At 49.6% G+C, this 16,912-nt stretch carries 15 protein-coding genes, 11 tRNA genes and 2 rRNA genes (1 of these 28 running past the window's edge); 26 read left to right on the forward strand and 2 right to left on the reverse strand.

The window, feature by feature from the left end:
• From MKY82_RS08080 to yajC, 21 genes are all read left to right on the forward strand, one after another.
• A 23S ribosomal RNA gene (locus tag MKY82_RS08080) occupies positions 1 to 344 on the forward strand (it extends 2,585 nt beyond the left edge of the window).
• Between the two features lie 212 nt (positions 345 to 556).
• Positions 557 to 673, forward strand: a 5S ribosomal RNA gene (rrf, locus tag MKY82_RS08085).
• A gap of 10 nt (positions 674 to 683) precedes the next feature.
• Positions 684 to 759: transfer RNA gene (locus MKY82_RS08090), tRNA-Asn, on the forward strand.
• A gap of 5 nt (positions 760 to 764) precedes the next feature.
• Positions 765 to 856: transfer RNA gene (locus MKY82_RS08095), tRNA-Ser, on the forward strand.
• A 17-nt stretch (positions 857 to 873) separates the two neighbouring features.
• A tRNA-Glu gene (locus MKY82_RS08100) sits at positions 874 to 948 on the forward strand.
• Positions 949 to 1,084: 136 nt separating this feature from the next.
• Positions 1,085 to 1,160 (forward strand) — tRNA-Val (locus MKY82_RS08105).
• Between the two features lie 88 nt (positions 1,161 to 1,248).
• Positions 1,249 to 1,325 (forward strand) — tRNA-Met (locus MKY82_RS08110).
• Between the two features lie 30 nt (positions 1,326 to 1,355).
• A tRNA-Asp gene (locus MKY82_RS08115) sits at positions 1,356 to 1,432 on the forward strand.
• A gap of 128 nt (positions 1,433 to 1,560) precedes the next feature.
• Positions 1,561 to 1,636: transfer RNA gene (locus tag MKY82_RS08120), tRNA-Lys, on the forward strand.
• A gap of 40 nt (positions 1,637 to 1,676) precedes the next feature.
• Positions 1,677 to 1,751: transfer RNA gene (locus tag MKY82_RS08125), tRNA-Gly, on the forward strand.
• Positions 1,752 to 1,755: 4 nt separating this feature from the next.
• Positions 1,756 to 1,832: transfer RNA gene (locus MKY82_RS08130), tRNA-Arg, on the forward strand.
• Between the two features lie 41 nt (positions 1,833 to 1,873).
• Positions 1,874 to 1,953, forward strand: a tRNA-Leu gene (locus MKY82_RS08135).
• Positions 1,954 to 1,961: 8 nt separating this feature from the next.
• Positions 1,962 to 2,035: transfer RNA gene (locus MKY82_RS08140), tRNA-Pro, on the forward strand.
• 146 nt (positions 2,036 to 2,181) lie between these two features.
• Positions 2,182 to 2,895 (forward strand): BofC C-terminal domain-containing protein, encoded by a 714-nt coding sequence (locus MKY82_RS08145; protein WP_071222745.1) that lies wholly within the window; start codon positions 2,182 to 2,184, stop codon positions 2,893 to 2,895.
• 212 nt (positions 2,896 to 3,107) lie between these two features.
• On the forward strand, positions 3,108 to 3,611 hold the full coding sequence (ruvC, locus tag MKY82_RS08150; protein ID WP_071222746.1) for a crossover junction endodeoxyribonuclease RuvC: 504 nt from the start codon (positions 3,108 to 3,110) through the stop codon (positions 3,609 to 3,611).
• Positions 3,608 to 4,225 carry a Holliday junction branch migration protein RuvA gene (ruvA, locus tag MKY82_RS08155; RefSeq protein WP_127594677.1) on the forward strand — a complete coding sequence of 206 codons (618 nt, stop codon included), beginning with the start codon at positions 3,608 to 3,610 and terminating at the stop codon, positions 4,223 to 4,225. The genes ruvC and ruvA overlap by 4 nt, the downstream gene beginning before the upstream one ends.
• Positions 4,226 to 4,254: 29 nt before the next feature.
• Entirely contained in the window at positions 4,255 to 5,262 is a 1,008-nt protein-coding gene (ruvB, locus tag MKY82_RS08160; RefSeq protein WP_071222748.1) for a Holliday junction branch migration DNA helicase RuvB, read from the forward strand.
• 57 nt (positions 5,263 to 5,319) lie between these two features.
• Positions 5,320 to 7,410, forward strand: a complete 2,091-nt coding sequence (locus tag MKY82_RS08165; protein ID WP_339295878.1) for a SpoIID/LytB domain-containing protein — start codon at positions 5,320 to 5,322, stop codon at positions 7,408 to 7,410.
• Positions 7,411 to 7,415: 5 nt separating this feature from the next.
• Complete coding sequence (queA, locus tag MKY82_RS08170; protein WP_071222750.1) at positions 7,416 to 8,447, forward strand: tRNA preQ1(34) S-adenosylmethionine ribosyltransferase-isomerase QueA; 1,032 nt, start codon at positions 7,416 to 7,418, stop codon at positions 8,445 to 8,447.
• Between the two features lie 20 nt (positions 8,448 to 8,467).
• On the forward strand, positions 8,468 to 9,607 hold the full coding sequence (gene tgt, locus MKY82_RS08175; protein ID WP_071222751.1) for a tRNA guanosine(34) transglycosylase Tgt: 1,140 nt from the start codon (positions 8,468 to 8,470) through the stop codon (positions 9,605 to 9,607).
• Positions 9,608 to 9,654: 47 nt separating this feature from the next.
• Complete coding sequence (gene yajC, locus MKY82_RS08180; RefSeq protein ID WP_071222752.1) at positions 9,655 to 9,969, forward strand: preprotein translocase subunit YajC; 315 nt, start codon at positions 9,655 to 9,657, stop codon at positions 9,967 to 9,969.
• Between the two features lie 136 nt (positions 9,970 to 10,105).
• Here the strand turns inward: yajC and MKY82_RS08185 are convergent, their stop codons facing one another.
• Positions 10,106 to 10,495 (reverse strand): TIGR04086 family membrane protein, encoded by a 390-nt coding sequence (locus MKY82_RS08185; RefSeq protein ID WP_220686138.1) that lies wholly within the window; start codon positions 10,493 to 10,495, stop codon positions 10,106 to 10,108.
• 192 nt (positions 10,496 to 10,687) lie between these two features.
• Between MKY82_RS08185 and MKY82_RS08190 the strand changes: the two genes are divergently transcribed.
• A complete protein-coding gene (locus tag MKY82_RS08190) occupies positions 10,688 to 11,470 on the forward strand; it encodes a DUF421 domain-containing protein (RefSeq protein WP_220686137.1) in 783 nt (260 codons plus the stop codon).
• On the opposite strand, the gene spoVB is transcribed toward MKY82_RS08190, so the two are convergent.
• On the reverse strand, positions 11,467 to 13,068 hold the full coding sequence (spoVB, locus tag MKY82_RS08195; protein ID WP_194541499.1) for a stage V sporulation protein B: 1,602 nt from the start codon (positions 13,066 to 13,068) through the stop codon (positions 11,467 to 11,469). The genes MKY82_RS08190 and spoVB overlap by 4 nt on opposite strands.
• Before the next feature lie 188 nt (positions 13,069 to 13,256).
• Between spoVB and MKY82_RS08200 the strand changes: the two genes are divergently transcribed.
• From MKY82_RS08200 to MKY82_RS08215, 4 genes are all read left to right on the forward strand, one after another.
• Positions 13,257 to 13,514 carry a post-transcriptional regulator gene (locus MKY82_RS08200; protein ID WP_006208841.1) on the forward strand — a complete coding sequence of 86 codons (258 nt, stop codon included), beginning with the start codon at positions 13,257 to 13,259 and terminating at the stop codon, positions 13,512 to 13,514.
• Between the two features lie 131 nt (positions 13,515 to 13,645).
• Positions 13,646 to 14,896, forward strand: coding sequence for a protein translocase subunit SecD (secD, locus tag MKY82_RS08205; protein ID WP_194541500.1), 1,251 nt, complete (start codon positions 13,646 to 13,648; stop codon positions 14,894 to 14,896).
• Positions 14,886 to 15,803 (forward strand): protein translocase subunit SecF, encoded by a 918-nt coding sequence (secF, locus tag MKY82_RS08210; protein WP_074961950.1) that lies wholly within the window; start codon positions 14,886 to 14,888, stop codon positions 15,801 to 15,803. Before secD ends, secF begins: the two co-directional genes overlap by 11 nt.
• A gap of 138 nt (positions 15,804 to 15,941) precedes the next feature.
• The gene (locus MKY82_RS08215; RefSeq protein ID WP_339295879.1) at positions 15,942 to 16,907 is read left to right on the forward strand and encodes a cation diffusion facilitator family transporter; all 966 of its coding nucleotides are present in this window, start codon (positions 15,942 to 15,944) and stop codon (positions 16,905 to 16,907) included.
• Positions 16,908 to 16,912 lie beyond the last annotated feature (5 nt).

Genomic DNA, 16,912 nt, shown 5'->3' on the forward strand with positions numbered 1-16,912 from the left:
GGGCTGTTCGCCCATTAAAGCGGTACGCGAGCTGGGTTCAGAACGTCGTGAGACAGTTCGGTCCCTATCTGTCGTGGGCGTAGGAAATTTGAGAGGAGCTGTCCTTAGTACGAGAGGACCGGGATGGACGTACCGCTGGTGCACCAGTTGTTCCGCCAGGAGCATGGCTGGGTAGCTACGTACGGACGGGATAAGCGCTGAAAGCATCTAAGCGTGAAGCCCCCCTCAAGATGAGATTTCCCAACTAGTAAGACCCCTTGAAGACGACGAGGTAGATAGGTTGGAGGTGGAAGTGCAGCAATGCATGGAGCTGACCAATACTAATCGGTCGAGGGCTTATCCAAATGACCCCAAAAAGTGAAGCGAAGCTTTGGAGCAACGCCGAATACTTTCCGGGGACCCCGATACCACATCGGGTAATGCTACGGATTCTAATCAACGCAAATTTCGTTTCGTATCTAGTTTTCAGGTGATCAAAACTGAATTGTAAGTGTACAAGCTATACTTGCAAGGAGGATGATCACGGCATTTGGCGATGCCGGATCCTGAATATACGTTTGGTGGCGATAGCGGAAGGGTTCCACGCGTACCCATACCGAACACGACCGTTAAGCCTTCCAGCGCCGATGGTACTTGGACCGAAGGGTCCCGGGAGAGTAGGACGTCGCCAAGCGGATACATATTCCCTGATAGCTCAGTTGGTAGAGCACTCGACTGTTAATCGAGTTGTCACAGGTTCGAGTCCTGTTCGGGGAGCCACTTATGGAGAGGTGTCCGAGTTGGCCGAAGGAGCACGATTGGAAATCGTGTAGGCGCCAAAAGCGTCTCGAGGGTTCGAATCCCTCTCTCTCCGCCAGCAAGGACTTCATATATGGCCCGTTGGTCAAGGGGTTAAGACACCTCCCTTTCACGGAGGTAACAGGGGTTCGAATCCCCTACGGGTCACCACTTTCTTAATTGCATCAGGGGATGAGAATCCCGTCGGTTCGTCGGAGGATATCTTCGTAAGCATTGACTTCGCAGTCTCGAACGAAGTGAGAGTATCCCCTACGGGTCACCACTTTCTTTTAAGATCAATCCAGACGGAGGCTTAGCTCAGCTGGGAGAGCATCTGCCTTACAAGCAGAGGGTCGGGGGTTCGATCCCCTCAGCCTCCACCATGATTTATCCTCAAAAAGTGAAGCACATGCTTCGTAGGTGATTCCGATTACTTTTCGGGGACCCCATACAAGCAACCCTTTATAATGACGCGGGGTGGAGCAGTTCGGTAGCTCGTCGGGCTCATAACCCGAAGGTCGTAGGTTCAAATCCTGCCCCCGCAACCAATTTATATCGCGATAGCGATAATGCCTCTTGGAACTGTGGTGTAGAGGCCTAACATGCCTGCCTGTCACGCAGGAGATCGCGGGTTCGAATCCCGTCAGTTCCGCCATTCTTATAAGCTTCAGGGATGAGAATCCATCATGGGTTCGTCGAAGCAGCATCTTCGTTAGTATAGACTTCGCAGTCTCGAACGAAGAGAGAGTATCCCGTAGTTCCGCCATTTACTCTTAGTAATAAGAGCCATTAGCTCAGTTGGTAGAGCACCTGACTTTTAATCAGGGTGTCGAAGGTTCGAGTCCTTCATGGCTCACCATCTTTACCAAGAGAGCATAAGACGGAATACATATTACATTGCGGACGTGGCTCAGCGGTAGAGCATCGCCTTGCCAAGGCGAGGGTCGCGGGTTCGATTCCCGTCGTCCGCTCCATTTTGCGCCCTTAGCTCAGCTGGATAGAGCGTTTGACTACGAATCAAAAGGTCGGGAGTTCGAATCTCTCAGGGCGTGCCATTTTTTAAACAATTACTTAACTCATTATGAAATTACATTGTGCCGGTGTGGCGGAATTGGCAGACGCGCGCGACTCAAAATCGTGAGGGAAACCGTGGGGGTTCGAGTCCCTTCACCGGCATTAAATAACGGGATGTAGCTCAGCTTGGTAGAGCACCTGGTTTGGGACCAGGGGGTCGCATGTTCAAATCGTGTCATCCCGATTCGATCGAAAGACTGCTTTCAGTGTAACTGAAGGCGGTCTTTCTTTGTTTTGGATTGAAAATGAGGCTGATGGCAAAAGCGGAACTGAATAATTTGGCAGCTTCCCGGTCACAATATGAAAAACATTGAATAGAAGGGGATAACCTTGAGTGTTTTTCATTTCTTTAAGAAGCTGTTCAGAAAACGCTGGAGACGCTGGAGACGCGCGATTTGGTCCTGTGCGATCCTATTGATCGCAGGTATCATGATATGGTCCGGCCAGAATATAAAGGATCAGATGAATAAGCTGCTCACTGCTGCATCCGACGATACGCCACTGGCCGTAGAAACGATGCATTACTTGCAGATTGAGGATGATAAGTTGGAAGAACGCCGGCAGGATCAGAGGGAATTCATGCAAAAGCTGAATACCTCGAAGGGAAAGAAGCATGTTCATGTTCGGATCACCTATGTATGTGGCATCGAAGAACAGGATATGGGAAAGCTTACGGCGGATGGTATTTATGAACTGATGAATAAAAATCCTTTATGGCAGGGACGATTGGATAACAAGGGTGAAGTCTGGCTGGAGCAAACCGTATCCGACCTTTCACCCACCTGTAAGAGGCAAGCCTATATGAGCATTGATTCCAACGGAAACTTAACCTTGTTTGATGGACCACCGGAGGAAGAGAAAGTGATGCGGACCTTCTTTCAGCTGGATGTCGGTTCGATGGAGTCGTCTTTGCCTAGAGATGTGATCCAGCAGCTTGAGGAAGGTATTCGAATTCAAGATATGGAAGAGTATAACAGTGTTCTGTCAACCTTTAGCGACTATGCCCGGGATATGGCTGAAAATGTCATGAACCCGACCCCATAGAACCTCCCAGCCTTGTCGCTTGGTGACCGAAAATGCTGCTGCCCGGAAATTTCCCGGGCAGTTTTTTGCGTTGCACAGGTATGTTAGCGGTCTCAATACAGAGGATACGTAACCGGTGCTTAAAGGATCAAAGTTTTTCCTCAACAGTGGTCGATCTTTTGTTATAATGAGAGAACGATACATATGTTCGCTTCATCAGAGGAGAGATTGGTTTGCGCATTTTAGGGATCGACCCCGGGATTGCGATTGTAGGTTTCGGGTTTGTAGATAAGGTTGGAAGTAAAGTCACGCCGGTACAGTATGGCTGTATCCAGACGGAAGCCCATACTCCGGATGAAGAGAGGCTGCACCACGTGTACGAGGGCATGGGGCAGCTTATTGATAAATATGAGCCTGAGGCCGTTGCTTTCGAGAAGTTATTTTTTAACCGGAATGTAACCACGGCGATGTCTGTATCACAGGCCAGAGGAGTGCTCATCCTGGCTGCGGTCCAGCGCGGGCTCCCGATTGCAGAATATACGCCGATGCAGGTGAAGCAGGCCATTGTCGGTTATGGAAAGGCCGAGAAAAAACAGGTGCAGGAGATGGTCAGGATGTTCCTGAAGCTGCAGAGCATTCCCAAACCTGATGATGTGGCGGATGCACTGGCTGTAGCGATCTGCCACGCTCATTCCTATACACTGAATTCCAAGTTAAATGAGGTATTGCGAAAATGATCGATTTTTTACGGGGACAGGTTGTCCATTTAGAGAGTGAATATATTGTATTGGATGTTCAAGGGGTAGGGTATCGGGTGTTCTGCCCGAATCCATATGCTTTTGCCAAAACCGAAGGAACTATTACGGTGTTTACCCATCATCATGTCCGTGAGGATGCCATCCTGCTGTTTGGATTTCCGACGCGGGAGGAACAGAAGCTGTTCCGTAAACTGATCGAAGTCTCGGGAATCGGCCCGCGTGTGGCGCTCGGCATATTGGGCGGGGGATCTCCGGACCATGTGGTTTCCGCGATCTACCAAGAGAATGTATCCTTCTTGATCAAGCTTCCGGGAATCGGTAAGAAAACAGCGCAGCGCATGATTCTGGATCTGAAGGACAAGCTCGAGGGATTCGGAAATGCGAGCATGATGACCGGTCTGTTTGCCATTCAGGAGCCTGAACCGGAAGCTGACGGCTCGGCGTGGTCTGAGGCACGTGAAGGACTGAAGGCTCTTGGTTATACGGATAGCGAGCTGGATAAGGTCTGGCTTAAGATTAAGGATTCTGCCGCAAGCGGTGAATCCGTTGACGTGCTGATGAAACGGGCACTGCAGCAGCTATACGCCGGCTAGAGGATCGCTGCAGGAGAGGAGTTTAATAGATGGATGATCGAATTATTTCCGCCAATCTGATGATGGACGAGCAGGCTGTCGAGCTTAGTCTTCGTCCACGTTATTTGGCTGAATATATAGGACAGAATCAAGTTAAGGAAAATCTCAAGGTATATATCGAAGCGGCAAAAATGCGTAACGAAGCGCTTGACCATGTGTTGTTGTACGGACCTCCAGGACTCGGAAAAACGACGCTGGCGAATATTATCGCCAACGAGCTTGGCGTTAATCTCCGTACGACTTCCGGTCCGGCCATTGAGCGTCCGGGAGATCTGGCTGCGCTTCTCACCAATCTGCAGGAAGGAGACGTCCTGTTTATTGACGAGATCCATCGCCTGCACCGGACGGTAGAGGAAGTGATGTATCCGGCGATGGAGGATTTTGCGCTGGATATTATGATCGGCAAAGGGCCAAGCGCACGCTCGGTTCGTCTAGATCTGCCACCGTTCACCTTAATTGGCGCCACCACCCGGGCTGGATTGCTCTCAGCGCCGCTAAGGGACCGATTTGGCGTGGTAAGCCGTCTGGAATTCTATACGGTCGACGAGTTGAGTTACATTGTGTCGCGCAATGCCGATCTTTTGGGGATCGAGATATTAGGAGAGGCAGCAGAAGAGATTGCCCTGAGATCGCGCGGGACGCCACGCATAGCCAACCGACTCTTGAAAAGGGTGCGTGATTACGCCCAGGTTCGAGGAGATGGCATGATCACGCCTAGCATCGCTCAGGAAGCGTTGAAGATGCTGCAGATCGACCCGATGGGTCTGGACTTTATCGATCATAAAATGCTGAATGCCATGATCAAAAGCTTCCGCGGGGGACCAGTAGGTCTCGATACCATTGCGGCAACCATTGGAGAAGAAAGCCAAACCATTGAAGATGTTTATGAACCGTATCTCCTACAGATCGGTTTCTTGCAGCGTACACCCCGGGGACGAGTTGTAACGCCCACAGCTTATCAACATTTAGGTATTCCCTTCCCTGAGGATCGTCGTTAGATTATAGAATCATTACATTCATACCAAATCCTAATAGCTACAGGAGGAAATACGTAAATGGATAGGAACTGGACGAAATCATTATTCGGTTGGACCACCAAAGGACTCTTGTCATTGGCTGTTGCCGGAACCTTATGGAGCGCGCCTGCGGTACATGCGGCCGCTCCTTCAATAGATACGATTCGTGTTGCGATGTTCCTGGATCTGGGAAGCCAGTATAAATCAATAACCAATGCCGTAACACTGAAATCCGCTGAGGCTCTGACGGCATCGCTGCTTGCATCCAGTGCACAGCAGGCTTTGATAAACATCCCAGCAAACCAGCAGGTCCGAATGAGTGTGGATACATACCGCGTCAAGGTGCTTGAGACCACGGATTGGAAAACGGCTTCGGAAGCAGCAAAAAAACTGCAAGCGACGAATGACAAACCGTTGCTGTTTGCGGACGGCAATGTTTACAAACTATATGCAGGTATGTACGAAACAGAGAAAGCGGCCTTGGACGGGGCTGCGCGAACGGCAAAGACGGCGGCTGCTCATCTGAATGGTCAAACGCCTTCGGTTAAAGGCGGGCTGCATCTGTCAGCAGGATCGTACGGATCGGAGGCTGAAGCCGAGTCTGTGCGTAAGACGTATGCGGATGCCGGCATGGATGCGTTTAATGTTGTGGTGCCCAGCGGAGGTGCATCCGCTTATGAGGTGTGGGTCGGCGAGGCAGCCAACACAGCCGATCTGGCTGCAGTCAAACAGGAAGCTTCTAAACTATCCGGCTCCCTCGTTGAACAGAATGCATCCGCTGCAGGTCTGATTATGAGACGAGATGTAAGTCTCAACCTGGCGACTCCTCAAGAGACACAGCATTATATGTTGTCGGGTGGTCAGTCCGTATTGCGGCTAGAAGGGACTTCAGGCGCCGGGACGAATGTGAAGGAACGATCGGATCGTTCGTATCGAGGCGTTTTGGAGATCGGACAAAAGAACGGTCAATTGTATCTTGTCAATGAGCTCCCGTTCCAGCAGTACCTGTATTCCGTCGTTGGAGCCGAGGTGCCGTCTACCTGGGGGACTGAAGCACTGAAAGCACAGGCTGTGGCAGCCCGCAGCTATGCGCTCTTCCAAGGTAATAAGTTCGAAGTAGCTCATGTCGTGGACACAACGTTAAGCCAGGCTTATTACGGGACCGCCTATGAGTATCCGAGCATTATTCAAGCAGTGGATGCAACCGACGGCGAAGTTGTCATGAAGGACGGTAAAATTGTGGAAACGGTCTTTTCATCCAATAGCGGAGGAATGACGGCAGATTCCACCGAGGTGTGGGGTAACCGTAACGATCTGTTTGCCGCGGTGGAAAGCCCTGGAGACTCCTCGTCCCAGGCAGCGCTTAAATCTTGGTATCATGTACTTCTTCCGAGTGGCGTTACAGGTTATGTACGTGAGGACAATGTGAAGGAAACCGGAAACAAAACATCGGCAGGACTCCTGTATATGACGGTTACCGCCAAGGATACGAACGTGCGTCCACTCCCATTGATCCAATCGAACGTTGAGCCTGTAGGCAAGATGAATCCGGGCGAAACGGCTGTCGTCCTAGAGAAAGTGGCGGAATCCAACAGCTATGACTGGGTTCGCGGTCCCTATACTTCGGATCAATTGCTTGCCTCTCTAAAAGGAAAAACCTCCAATAGCCTGCCTGCTTCCATTACTTCGCTGGATGTAACGGAGCGAGGCCCGTCTGGACGTGCCCTTGCGGTTAAAGCCAACGGTCAAGTGCTGGACGTGAAATATCCCGATATGTTCCGCTCGGCTTTTAACGGTTTGCCAAGCACATTGTTTGATATTGAATCAACCGGAAGTTATACTGTATTGAGCGCGAATGGTGCGGTATCAACGGTTTCAAGCGGCCAATCGGTGTCCGTCATCTCAGGGAGCGGCAACGGAAATGTCAAAGGTTCCGGCACCGTAGTGATGAATGGAACGGGGAAAGCGCGCGTGATTGAAAGCTCTCCCGGCTTTAAATTTACCGGCAAAGGCTTTGGTCATGGCCTGGGCATGTCTCAATGGGGTGCCAAGGGAATGGCAGACGAAGGGTATGATTACAAGCAGATACTCCAACACTATTACCGCAACACGACTATTACGAAGGACTGACCGACATGAATGTGGATTTGTATGATTTTGAATTACCCGAACATTTAATTGCGCAGACACCGCTGCTGGATCGAAGTTCCTCCAGGCTCCTCACGCTGGATAAACAGAGCGGAGATATACGCCATCAAACGTTTGCGGACATCATAGACTACCTGAATCCGGGAGATACGCTTGTATTAAACGATACCAAGGTAATCCCGGCCCGATTATTCGGTGCAAAGGAAGACACCGGTGCGAAGGCAGAGGTCCTTCTGCTGAAGAATATGGGGCAAGACCGGTGGGAAGCACTTGTAAAACCTGGCAAGAAGCTGAAAAAGGGAAACGTCATCTCCTTTGGCGACGGAAAATTAAAAGCGGTCATCGAGGAAGAAGGAGAGATGGGTGCCCGCACCTTATCCTTCTCGTATAAGGGGATTTTCCAAGAAATCCTCGATGAACTGGGGCAAATGCCGCTCCCGCCATATATTAAGGAAAAGCTGGATGACCGCGATCGTTATCAGACCGTATATGCGAAGCATGAGGGATCCGCAGCTGCACCGACGGCTGGCCTGCACTTCACGGAGGCTCTCCTGGAACAGATCCAGGCCAAGGGAGTGGACATCGCCTTCATCACCCTGCACGTCGGACTGGGGACATTTCGTCCGATGTCCGTGGATCAGGTTGAGGATCATGTCATGCATGAAGAGTACTATTCCCTCTCCCAGGAAACCGCTGAGCTGCTGAATGAGACGAAGCGGCGCGGCGGCCGGGTTATCGCTGTAGGAACCACTTCCTGCAGAACGCTGGAGACGGTTGGATCGGAGCGAAACGGCGAGCCTCTGCGAGAAAGCAGCGGCTGGACGAGCATTTTCATATATCCCGGTTATGCTTTTACCGTCGTGGATGCGCTGATCACGAATTTTCATCTGCCGAAATCCACGCTGGTTATGCTGGTTAGTGCGCTGGCCGGTCGCGAACACATTATGAAAGCGTACAAGGAGGCTGTTGAGAAGGAATACCGGTTCTTCAGCTTTGGCGACGCGATGTTTATCTATTAATTCGGAGGTTGGTTATCACCATGGCAGCAGCTGTTACTTATGAACATATTAAAACGTGCAAACAATCAGGTGCCAGGCTCGGCAGAGTGCACACCCCGCACGGCGTGATCGATACGCCGACATTCATGCCTGTCGGAACATTGGCAACCGTAAAAACCATGAGCCCGGAAGAGTTAAAAGCCATGGATGCCCATATTATTTTGAGCAACACCTATCACCTCTTCCTGCGTCCTGGACATGATATTGTGAAAGAAGCGGGCGGACTGCACAAATTCATGAACTGGGACCGTCCGATCCTGACCGATAGCGGCGGCTTCCAGGTATTCAGCTTGGCAGAAATGAGAAAAATATCGGAAGAAGGCGTACATTTCCGTTCCCACTTGAACGGAGATAAACTGTTTATCTCCCCGGAAGTTGCGATGGAGATTCAGAACGCGCTCGGATCTGATATTATGATGGCTTTTGATGAATGCCCGCCTTATCCTGCAGAGTATGAGTACGTTAAACAATCCACCGAGCGGACCTCTCGCTGGGCTGAACGCTGCCTGAAGAGTCATGCCAGACCGGAAGACCAAGCCCTATTCGCCATCGTTCAGGGAGGCATGCATGAGGATCTGCGCCGTCAGAGCGCCCGTGATTTGACTTCCATGGATTTCCCGGGTTATGCTATTGGTGGACTTAGTGTGGGAGAATCGAAGCAGCTTATGTATGAAGTGCTGGATTACACGGTGCCCCTGCTGCCGAACAATAAGCCTCGCTATTTGATGGGAGTCGGATCACCCGATGCGTTGATTGAGGGCTCGATTCGTGGTGTGGATATGTTCGATTGCGTGCTTCCGACGCGGATCGCTCGCAACGGGACAACGATGACAAGTCAAGGCCGTCTTGTCGTTCGAAATGCTCAATATGCCAGGGATTACGGACCGCTGGATCCGGAATGCGACTGCTACACTTGCCGTAACTACTCGCGTGCTTATCTGCGCCACCTGATCAAGAGTGATGAAACGTTTGGACTAAGATTGACGACGTATCATAACCTGCATTTCTTGATTAATTTGATGCGTAATGTGCGTCAGAGTATTATGGAAGATCGTCTGCTTGACTTCCGCGATGAGTTTTTTGATAAGTACGGCCTACATGATAATGAAAAAGGGTTCTAAAGCAAGCTCATGGCCATCATGATAAGTTTGTGAAAGGGGGGAAAGAAATGTTTGGAACTTCATTTGATCTCGCAGCAGGACAGACCCAAGGCGGCGGGGGCATTTTGGGATTGATTTTGCCGTTCGTGCTGATGTTTGTCATCTTTTATTTTCTGCTTATTCGTCCACAGCAGAAGAAACAGAAGACCAGAAACGCCATGCTTAGCGCCTTGTCCAAGGGCGACAAAGTGGTAACGATCGGAGGTCTTCACGGCACGATTGTGGAGATTACCGACGACATTGTGGTCTTGAAAGTGAACGATGTAACGAAGTTAACGTTCGACCGCAACTCGATAAGCCATAGTGTGAATGCGGATGCATAATGACGTATCACATACATATGGAATGTAATCGTTAAAACAAAGGCCGACTCCCTCATGGGAGCCGGCCTTTGTTTTATATGAGCGTGAAGAATGGGAAACAGAAGTCCTTAAGTAATGGAGGGCATTTGAGCCAGCGTTACTTTTTCAAATTGACCCCGAACATCCCCCCGATGGCGCCGCCAGCAAATACCGTAGCAATCAGCGTCAAATCTCCGAGAGACAAGGAGCTATCCAAAGCAAGAAAGCCAATGACGAGCAGTGTAACGCCGTATACCAGCCCTGTCAGACAGCCGTAATACCAACCTTTGTTTCCTGCGCGCTTGCCGCTCACACAACCTCCGATAAAGGCGGAGACGGCATGTACAAGAAACGTGTAGAACGATAAATCATCTTCGGCCAGCCCGCTGCCCCATAGAAGCAGGGATAACGCCAACGCGCCAAGAAACATCCAGAAAAAAGAATACAATAGTCCTGAAAGAATCGGATTGGTGATCCTGAAAGTGAAGACTCGCCGGATCGGTTCCATGAATCATCCCCCTTAACAAATCTTGATCATTAAATTGTATGGCCAAGCCTGTACATATAGTACAAACTGAATATTTTGCTGCCGGTTTAACATGATTTCCATTAATTAATCTGTTGTAATCGAATGGGAACAGCAGTAGCAGGCCAGAATAGCTGTACATGAGAATGTCAGGCAAGCTAGGAGGGATTGATTATGTCTCATATGACTATTCTGATTCTGCGGACCATTCTGATGTATGTGGTCATCTTTGTCACCATGAGAATCATGGGCAAACGGGAAATTGGAAAGCTATCCATCTTCGATTTGGTCATATCCATCATGATTGCAGAGATCGCCGTTTTTGTTCTTGAAGATATTAAAAAACCGATATGGGAGGGACTTGCTCCTATCGCCGTTTTGGTTGCCATTCAGGTAGGACTTGCTTATATCGGCTTAAAAAATCGAAATATACGGCTATTTGCTGACGGAAAGCCGAGCGTGTTGGTGTCCCGGGGCAGACTCCATCGCAAAGAGATGGCAAGGCTTCGCTATAATTTGGATGATCTGATGCAGCAGTTGAGAGGCAAAGACATTGACAGCCTCGCGGACGTCGAATTTGCGATACTCGAAACATCCGGCCAGCTTACCGTGATTCCGAAAGATACGGGCAGCAGCTCCGACAGCAGTTCGAATAGCTCTTCAAGTTCATCCAACACCTCAGGCGCCACCAACTCTTCATCCACTTCAAATCAATTCGAAAAAGAAAACCCTACAGTCGTAGATATTCCTTACGATAAAATTACGTATGAAGGACTGCCCATACCGCTTATATTGGATGGAAAGGTGCAGGACGAGAACCTTGAATTAATCCAAAAAACGCGGTTCTGGCTAAAGAACGAGATCCAGAATTTCGGTGCTAAGGATTTTAAGGATATTTTTCTATGCTCCATTGACCATAAAGGCCGGATTTACATTGACCGTAAAGACAGGATCTAACGACGGCTGAATTTATTGAACCAGGTGCCGACGACAGGCACACGTTCCAAATCTCGCGGTGTTACCAGCTTGGTCATAAAGATCATGATGAAATAGACCAGAATACCAGCTGCGATGGAAGCCCAAAATTGCAGCCATGGCGCGGTCGAAAACGGAAGATGTTTGTACCCATAGAGGACACAGGCACCCATAATGATCATAACCGCCCCGATTTTGACATAATCCAGCAGACGGAATCGAAAGCCGATCAGCCTCGATAGGCTGAAACCGTGGAGTAATGTAACGGCAATGCTGTTTACGATAATGGCAATGACGGCTCCTTTTATGCCAAAGGCGGGATTGGATGCCAAATACACAATGAGGCTCATTTTGATGATCGCCCCGAATAACGTATTCAGTAATGCCCGGCCTGGACGGTCCAGTGCTTGCAAGGCAGCTTGAAGCGGGGACTGCACATACAGGAACAAGGCAAACGGCGCCATGATTTTGAGCATATCGCTAATCTCCGCGTTGTTGTACAGGAGCAGGCATAATGGCTCAGCCAGGACAAACATAATGATGGCGAACGGAGCTCCGGAGACAAGCGCTAGCCGAAGGGATTGATTCATACGTTTATGGATCGTAGACCGGTCATTACGGGCGGCTGCTTCCGAGAGTGAAGGCACCAGAGAGATGGCCAGGGAAACCGTCAGTGCACCGGGCAGCAGCAGGAGCGGGATGATCATCCCTTGCAGTGCACCGTACTGGGCTGTGGCTACGGACGTCGCTATACCTGCCATGGCCAGGCTGCGATTAGTCAGAATCGTCTCCAGAAGGTAGGAAAAGGACCCTACCATCTTGCCCCCTGTAACAGGCAATGCAATACCGAGTAAACGTTTCAGAATGCCTTGATTCGACGGGGAGTCTTCTTCTGCTTTTTTTTCCGATACTGCTTCTTGGGGCTTGGGTAAAAGTTTACTCGTTCGTCGTCCCTCGCCGGAGTATTGCAGCAGCAGCGCGATCATGCCAATCAATTCTCCTACGGCTGTTCCGAGCATGGCACCCGCTGCCCCATAAGCAATGCCTTTGGGCATCAAGAGATGTGCAAACCACAGCATGCAAATAATGCGGACAATGGTCTCGATCACGGAAGAGCTTGCGGAGGGAATCATGTTCTGCTTGCCCTGGAAATATCCGCGGTAGACTGACGATACAGCAATGATGATCATCATGGGCGTCATACTGATAAAGGTCTGGTATACACGCTCGTCCGGCAAAAGCACGCCGGTTACCCAAGGGGCAAGGAGCAGACTGAGTCCCATAAAGAGAGTGCCTGCTGTAAGCGTCAGCATTAGACTGACATGCAGAATTTTTTGGGAAGCATCCCGCTTCCCCGCGCCTTCCGCTTCGGCAACCATTTTGGCAATGGCCAGCGGAATTCCGCCGGTAATGATGGTCACGAGCACGATAAAGAAGGGGTAGCCCAGTTGGTAAATTCCGACACCCTCGGGTCCGATGATCCGGGGGAGGGCGATCCGGGGAATAAAACCGAGTAGGCGGTTTAATATGCCGGCTGCAAGTAAAATCAGCGTTCCTTTAATAAATGATTGCTTGTTCACTGTCCATCCCACTCCCTGGTTAAGACTGAATACGATGACACGACATGGCTATTCTTATGGATATGCCCTACCTGTCCCATCTGATGACTTTACTTTTTTTTCAGGACATGGTAGGAATAGAAGGAAAGCAATGTATCATGTCGAATGTAACTTAGGGACAACAGGGAGTCAGTGAGGAGGCCATATGCATGGAACTCGAGCAAATGAGCGAGGAAGAATTGATGAGCACCATTGAAATGGTATGCTTGAGCAAGGTTGAGGAAATGCATTTGATTGGGTACGAGTATGTGACTAGCGACGATATATGGAACTGTGTCAGCAGCAAGTATGAAAAGGAAGGCGTTCCCTCCCTCCATAAACTGGTCAATGACATTCTGTCCTTGAAGGCGACAGCGTTAATGAACTATATGACAATATCAGCATATAAGGGATCTTCTTTCGATTAATCGAAGAGGTCCCTTTTGCCTTGCGGATATAAGGGTTCATTCATAAGCCCGACAAATTTTGATAAATTGACTGGGTTTTATGACATCGCTATAATAGGAATATTGAGTAAAAAGGGGGAACAAAGGACGGCATGAAGAGAATTATCAGTTTCGTCGGAACCGTACTCGTGATCACTGTATTAATGGCCGTTACAACTCCGGGCTTGCTGAAAGACGTCCGTCTAGGTTTGGATCTTAAGGGTGGATTCGAAATCCTATATGAAGCGGAGCCTTTGATGGAAGGGCAGCAAGTCACAAAAGAAGCACTGCAGGAAACCGCAAAGAGTTTGCAAAAGCGTGCGGATGCAATGGGAACATCAGAGCCTGAGGTTACGCCGGAAGGGACGAACCGGATCCGCTTAAAGGTGGCAGGCGTAACGGATGAGGCTGAAGTTCGAAAAACAATGAAAGAACCTGCAAACCTCACATTCCGAAGCAATGACGGCTGTAAAGAAGGCGAGGAGTTCTGTAAAATTGAGCTCCGCGGCGACGATTTCGTCGAGAACGGCGCATCGGTTGCCTATGATCAGCTTAATCAGCCTATGATAGATATTAAAGTGAAGGACAAGGGGAAGTTTGCTGAAATTACAGAACGTCTTCTCGGTCAAGAGCTGGCTATCTTCATGGACGACCAACTGCTGTCAGCTCCGACGGTGCGAGCCGTATTAACGGACGGTACCGCACAAATTACGGGGAATTATTCGCTGGATGAAGCAAAGCAGATCCGGGATACGATTAATCTCGGCGCCCTGCCGCTGAAACTGGTCGAGAAATACTCTCAGAGCGTAGGGGCTACGCTTGGCATGCAATCTCTTACAAAGACTTTACAAGCCGGTCTGATCGCTTCTGTTGCGATCCTGCTGTTCATGATTATCAGATATCGCGTACCGGGCTTGCTGGCAAGCTTTGCACTTATTTTGCATACATGGCTTCTGATCCTTGTTTTCGTATGGGCTGACTTTACGCTGACGCTCCCAGGTATTGCGGCATTTATATTAGGTATTGGTATGGCGGTTGATGCCAATATCATCACCTATGAGCGCATTCGGGAAGAGATCAGAACTGGCAAGAGTGTTCCATCCGCGGTCAAAGCAGGCGGTAAGTCATCCCTGCGAGCTATTATGGACTCCAACTTGACGACGATACTCGTTGCCGCTGTCATGTTCGGATTTGGTACCGGCGCGGTCAAAGGTTTTGCGCTTGTATTGATTCTGGAGATCATCGTGAGTATTGCCACGAATGTTTATTTCTCCCGTTTCTTGCTCAATCTGCTTGTGAATATTGGTTGGGCCCGCAAACCGAGCCATTATGGCGTAAAGGAGCGTGACATTCGTGAGCTTTAAGAACTTTGATTTCGTAGGCAAAAGCAGGTTTTTCTATATACTGTCCATTGCAATTACGATTCTGGGCTTGGTATTCCTCTTGACTCGTGGTCTTAACTACGGCGTTGATTTCCAATCCGGTTCGAACGTGGACATTTCCCTCTCCAAAACGCTGACTACGGAGCAGATTGATACCGTGTTAGAAGAGGCGGGAATCGGTGAAGATGCGAGCATTACACCTGGTAATGACCGCGTGAATATCCGATTCAGGGAGGTGCTGACCGAGGATCAGGATATGAAAATGCGTACCGGCATTGAGAAGCTGGATGAAAAGGCTACTTTCGAGGTCAACACGGTGGACCCCGAGATGGCAAAAGAGCTGGGCCGAAACGCAATTTATGCCGTATTGATCTCCTGTATCGGAATTATCATCTATGTCAGCATCCGCTTTGAATGGCGCTTTGCGATAGCAGCGATCGTAGCCCTTCTGCATGATGCATTCGTGGTTATCAGTATTTTCTCTATCCTCGGTCTTGAGGTAGACCTGACATTCATTATTGCTGTTCTGACGATTATCGGTTACTCAATTAACGATACGATCGTCATCTTTGACCGGATCAGGGAAAATCTAAGGTTTGCCAAGATCAAGCGGTACTCGGATCTTAAGGATCTGGTAAACAAAAGCTTATCTCAGACACTCGGCCGTTCGATATATACGGCACTGTCCGTGTTTATTGCAGCGTTCTTCATACTTCTGCTTGGCGGTGAGTCGATTCAGATGTTCTCGCTGGCGATTTGTATCGGGTTGTTATTCGGCGCGTACTCTTCGATCTTTATCGCGAGTCCGTTGTGGCTCCTCCTTAAAGGGCGCAATGTCAGCAATAAACCAAATTCGCCTAAGCCAAGCAAAGATAAGATTGAAATTTAATTCAGCCGCTGTTGGTGTAGCAGTCTAGATAGCAGAGGATCCTATACAAGTGGAAAGCCGCGTCGCTGGCGACGCGGCTTTCTAAAGTTAACAGCGTGATAAGCACAGGATCAATAGTGACATTGAGGGGGGCCTCAAGTGAGCAATGAACGTTTGAATCATACGGAGACTGTCCTTTGGACAGGCATTGTAGCGGATTTTGCATTGGCCTTGTGCAAAGGGATCGCCGGTTACTTATCCGGCAGTAAGGCTCTAATCGGAGATGCTCTGCATTCTGCCGCGAACGCCGTAACTTTACTGGTGGACCGTTTGCCAAGCCTCGGTATATTCGGCAATAAAAACTTAATTCGGGACAAACGGAACGTTTCGGGCACAACGGAGCCGGTGATCTCGATCCTATTTGCCGTTTTATTGATCATGGGTGGTATTCAAATTGCGGTATCCGCGATCCAAACCATGGCATCAGGCGACCTGGAGCCGCCGACCGAATCGGCATTGCTTGCAGTTTTTATATCACTCGCGGTGAATGAAGCCGTGTTTCAGTACCAATCCCGGCAGATAAAAAGAAACAATGACCCCAGGTACGAGGTGCTGTCCGCTGATCATCGATTTACCTTGTACTCTTCGCTAACGGTATTGATCGGCGTGTCACTAGCGATGGGCGGCTCCTACTTCGATTGGACACCCCTGCTCTATATGGATTCGGTTGCGGCTCTGATTGTGGCTTGTCTCGTGGTCCGCAAGGGGTATATATTAATCGTTCATTCCGTTTATGGTACCCTCGTGGAAGAGAAGCGGCATGAGCACGAAGCCGAATTCATGGATACGATTCAGCGGGTACATGGCGTGATCACGATCGAGGAACTGAAGGTTCAGGAATACGGGCAGATCCGTCATGTGAATATTGAAGTGAAAGTTACCGTGAATCCCCGGACGTCCGTGTTGGAGGCTCAAGAAATTGCCGAGCGCATCCGGAAGCTGTTAACTCATCGTTTTATTCAGGTTACGGATGCCAAAGTTCAAGTTGTACCCTATGAACCGGGTTATCCGTATAAATCGAACTTTGACTTGATGGACAACGATATGCCGACACTGCCGCAGTAGCGTCT

Origin of the sequence: Paenibacillus sp. FSL W7-1279, from assembly GCF_037969845.1 — a bacterium.
In the GTDB taxonomy this organism is placed as follows: domain Bacteria; phylum Bacillota; class Bacilli; order Paenibacillales; family Paenibacillaceae; genus Paenibacillus_AQ.

What these genes read in the sequence shown, in the direction of transcription:
- MKY82_RS08200 (WP_006208841.1), top strand. Translation starts at nt 13,257, where the DNA reads ATGGAACTCGAGCAAATGAGCGAGGAAGAATTGATGAGCACCATTGAA.
- secD (WP_194541500.1), top strand. Translation starts at nt 13,646, where the DNA reads ATGAAGAGAATTATCAGTTTCGTCGGAACCGTACTCGTGATCACTGTA.
- MKY82_RS08185 (WP_220686138.1), bottom strand. Translation starts at nt 10,495, where the DNA reads ATGGAACCGATCCGGCGAGTCTTCACTTTCAGGATCACCAATCCGATT.
- ruvA (WP_127594677.1), top strand. Translation starts at nt 3,608, where the DNA reads ATGATCGATTTTTTACGGGGACAGGTTGTCCATTTAGAGAGTGAATAT.
- MKY82_RS08190 (WP_220686137.1), top strand. Translation starts at nt 10,688, where the DNA reads ATGTCTCATATGACTATTCTGATTCTGCGGACCATTCTGATGTATGTG.
- queA (WP_071222750.1), top strand. Translation starts at nt 7,416, where the DNA reads ATGAATGTGGATTTGTATGATTTTGAATTACCCGAACATTTAATTGCG.
- MKY82_RS08165 (WP_339295878.1), top strand. Translation starts at nt 5,320, where the DNA reads ATGGATAGGAACTGGACGAAATCATTATTCGGTTGGACCACCAAAGGA.
- yajC (WP_071222752.1), top strand. Translation starts at nt 9,655, where the DNA reads ATGTTTGGAACTTCATTTGATCTCGCAGCAGGACAGACCCAAGGCGGC.
- ruvB (WP_071222748.1), top strand. Translation starts at nt 4,255, where the DNA reads ATGGATGATCGAATTATTTCCGCCAATCTGATGATGGACGAGCAGGCT.
- tgt (WP_071222751.1), top strand. Translation starts at nt 8,468, where the DNA reads ATGGCAGCAGCTGTTACTTATGAACATATTAAAACGTGCAAACAATCA.